Consider the following 3,383-nt stretch of genomic DNA (forward strand, 5'->3'; position numbering starts at 1 on the left):
ATCGCGAATCAGCGACTTCGCAGCGCTGGATGAACTGCGCAGCTTCAGGCTCAAGCCAAGGCGGATCAGAGCAAGGTCAAAAAAATCTGGATTTTTTGAGTGGCTGCAATCGGGATGGAAAATACAACGTCATAACGGCGTAAGTCACATCGGATCGAAATCCGCGACCGCGGCTTAATCCATCCGCGGCGCAAGCAAGTCACCCAGACCAACCCGCCGCAAGAATTCCGCGCGAACCCGATCGCCCACCGCGTTGACCACCTCGGCGCCATCGCTGGCCGGATCGATGTGGACACGGAACGGACGACGACCGTAAGGCGTATCGACGATCGCGACGATCGCGTCGGCCACGCTCGCAACGTCGGCGTCCTCGGGCACGCTGCCCGCGAGCTTGCGCAGGATTTCCTCGCCGAATCCGGCGGTCGGGCCGCTGTCGTAATCGGCCAGCCGCGCGCTGTCAGCGGGCGTGCCGGCGTGAGCGAAATGGTTGGTGCCCGAGGTGAAGGCGCCGGGTACCACGATCGAGGTTTCGATGCCCCAGCGCGCGAGTTCGCCGGCGTAGCTCACCGCGAGCGAATCCATCGCCGCCTTGGCCGCGAAGTACGGCGCCAGATACGGCGGCGTGCCGCCACGGCTGCTGCTGCTCGACACCCACAGCAACAGGCCGCGACGTTGCGCTCGCAACTGCGGCAACGCGGCGCGATTGACCCGTTGCGCACCGATCACATTGCTGTCGTAGAGCTGGGCGAACTGCTCGGGTGTGAACGCTTCGGCCGGGCCGAACACCATGTGGCCGGCGTTGTGGATCAGCACATCGAGGCGACCGTGCGCGGCGACCAACTGCGCGATCGCGGCATCGGCCGAGGCCTGCGAGGCGATATCGAGTTCGAGCGTGCGCAGGTCGACCTGATGGTCGTCGGCGTAGCGGCGCGCCGCCTCGACCTGGGCCGCATTGCGGCCGCCGGTTTCGCGCATGCTGGCATAGACGGTATGGCCGGCATGGGCGAGGGCGCGCGCGGCGAGGGCGCCGAAACCGCTGGAGGCGCCGGTGATGAGGACGATCTGCTGCTGGTTCATGGCAATACTCCGCTGACGGACGTCGCGAGGACGTCCGGGATGAGGGATCGGAAGGCGAGGGTGGCGTGGCGAATGCGACGCCGGGTGCTGCGATGGCGGCTGTCGGATCGCGGCCGCGTACTGTTTCGATGGTTTGTTACATCGATGGATCACGAAGCGATGCGCGAAGACACGTTCGCACGCATCCACGCACGTGCGAACGCCGATCGGCCAGATCGATCAGAACACGTAGCCGCCGTTGACCCGCAACACCTGCGAGTTGACCCAACTGCCGTCGGGACCGGTCAGGAACGCCACCGCCGAGGCGATTTCCTCGGGCTGGCCGAGGCGTTCGAGCGGGGCGAGGCTGACGAAATGGGCGATCTGCTCTTCGGTCTTGCCGTTGAGGAACAGCTCGGTGCCGACCGGACCCGGCGCGACCGCGTTGACGGTGATGTTGCGTCCGCGCAGTTCGTTGGCGAGTACATGGACCAGGCCTTCGACACCGGCCTTGGAGGCGATGTACGGGCCGTAGTTCGGAAACGCCTTGCCGATCACGCTGGTCGACACCGCGACGATGCGGCCGCCATCGCTCAGGTGCTGCGCGGCCAGACCGAGCACGATGAAACTGCCGCGCAGGTTGGTGTGGATGACGCGGTCGAATTCGCCCAGGTCGCCGCCGGCGATCGGCACGTACGGCATCACCCCGGCGCTGTTGACCACCGCGTTGAGGCGGCCGTAGGTGTGCAGCGCGAGCTCGAACACGCGCTGCATGTCGGCCGGATCGGCGACGTCGCCCTGGGCGGCGATGGCCTGGCCACCGGCCGCCTGGATCTGCGCGACCACCGCGTCGGCCGAGGCCGCATTGCCGGCGTAGTTGACCACCACCGCATAGCCGTCGGCGGCCAGACGCAGGGCGATGGCGCGGCCGATGCCGCGCGAGGCGCCGGTGATCAAGGCGGCCTTCGTGGTCGCGGTTTGAGTGGACGATCGGGTGGTCATGACGGCTCTCCAGGTCGGGCGGCGCTGGCGGGATGCCAGGGGTTCCGCGGTGGAACCAGTCTGCTGGTTGCGCATGCCTGGATAAATCAGGCTGGATTGGCAATACAATTCAATAATTGCCAACAATAGCCGCCCCGATGGCGGCACCGGAGCCGTCATGGACCGTTTCGAAGCTCTGCGCCTGTTCACCCGCATCGTCGAACTGGGCAGCTTCACCCGCGCCGCGGCGGTGCTGGACCTGCCGCGCGCCACCGCGACCCATGCGATCAAGGAACTGGAGGCGCGTCTGGGCGTGCGCCTGCTCGAACGCACCACGCGTCAGGTGCGCCCGACTCTGGACGGGCAGGCTTATTACGAACGCTGCATGCACGTGCTGGCCGAACTCGACGACGCCGAGTCGGCGCTGCGCTCGCTCGCGAGCAATCCGCGCGGCAGCCTGCGCCTGGACCTGCACGGCACCCACGCGACCGGCATCATCCTGCCGCGCATCAACGAATTCCGCGCTCGCTATCCGCATATCGACCTGGTGATCAGCAGCGGCGATCGTCTGGTCGACCTGGTCCGCGAGGGCATCGACTGCGTGGTGCGTTCGGGCAACCCGCGCGATTCCTCGTTGATCGCCAAGCGTCTGGCGACGATGCCCGAAGTGGTGTGCGCGAGCCCCGAGTACCTGCAGACCTTCGGTACGCCGCGGCATCCGGACGACTTGTCGACGCATCAGGCGGTCGGTTTTTTCGCCAGCAATCGCGATCTGCGTTATCCGTTCGAACTGACCGTGGACGGGCAATTGCGCGAGTACCAACTCAGTTCCTGGATCAGCGTCAACGATGCGGCCTGCTACACCGCCGCGGCGCTGCGTGGGTGCGGGTTGATCCAGTTGCCGCGGCACGGTGTGGAAACCTATCTGCGCGATGGGCGCTTGATCGAGGTGTTGAGTGAATTCGCCAGTCCGGGGGTACCGGTGTCGGTGTTGTATCCGCAGCATCGGCAGTTGTCGCCGCGGGTGCGGGTGTTCGTGGATTGGGTGTCGGGGGTGTTTGCGGATAAGTTTGGGATTTTCGCGGCGGGGGCGTAGTCGCTGTCGTGTGACTGCATCGGGGTGCGAGGGATGGTCATCGCGCTTTCGCTTAATATAGCTTCGCCTTTGCTTTTGCTTTTGCTTTTGCCTTGCCTTCGCTTTGCTTTCGCCTTTGCTCTAGCCGTGGGCTTAAGCCCCGATTTCCTACCTGACTTCCAGCGCTGCGAAGCCTGTAGCTCGCGTCAGCAAAAGCACACCCGAAGGGCGGCGCACATGGATGTGCGCCGTGCGCCACCGAGACAGGATG

3 protein-coding genes are annotated in these 3,383 nt (G+C 65.5%); 1 reads left to right on the plus strand and 2 read right to left on the minus strand.

Annotated features, from left to right (window positions below; genetic code table 11):
* Positions 1 to 174: 174 nt before the first annotated feature.
* Both ASD86_RS17830 and ASD86_RS17835 read right to left on the minus strand, forming a co-directional pair.
* Positions 175 to 1,077 (minus strand): SDR family NAD(P)-dependent oxidoreductase, encoded by a 903-nt coding sequence (locus tag ASD86_RS17830; RefSeq protein ID WP_056113657.1) that lies wholly within the window; start codon positions 1,075 to 1,077, stop codon positions 175 to 177.
* A 219-nt stretch (positions 1,078 to 1,296) separates the two neighbouring features.
* Entirely contained in the window at positions 1,297 to 2,058 is a 762-nt protein-coding gene (locus ASD86_RS17835; RefSeq protein WP_056113660.1) for an SDR family oxidoreductase, read from the minus strand.
* A gap of 157 nt (positions 2,059 to 2,215) precedes the next feature.
* Here ASD86_RS17835 and ASD86_RS17840 point away from each other — a divergent pair, with 157 nt between their 5' ends.
* The gene (locus tag ASD86_RS17840) at positions 2,216 to 3,133 is read left to right on the plus strand and encodes a LysR family transcriptional regulator (protein ID WP_056113663.1); all 918 of its coding nucleotides are present in this window, start codon (positions 2,216 to 2,218) and stop codon (positions 3,131 to 3,133) included.
* Positions 3,134 to 3,383 lie beyond the last annotated feature (250 nt).

The organism is Lysobacter sp. Root690 (genome assembly GCF_001427785.1).
GTDB lineage: Bacteria > Pseudomonadota > Gammaproteobacteria > Xanthomonadales > Xanthomonadaceae > Lysobacter.

Coding starts and splice junctions, on each gene's coding strand:
- ASD86_RS17830 (WP_056113657.1), bottom strand. CDS start 1,077: ATGAACCAGCAGCAGATCGTCCTCATCACCGGCGCCTCCAGCGGTTTC.
- ASD86_RS17840 (WP_056113663.1), top strand. CDS start 2,216: ATGGACCGTTTCGAAGCTCTGCGCCTGTTCACCCGCATCGTCGAACTG.
- ASD86_RS17835 (WP_056113660.1), bottom strand. CDS start 2,058: ATGACCACCCGATCGTCCACTCAAACCGCGACCACGAAGGCCGCCTTG.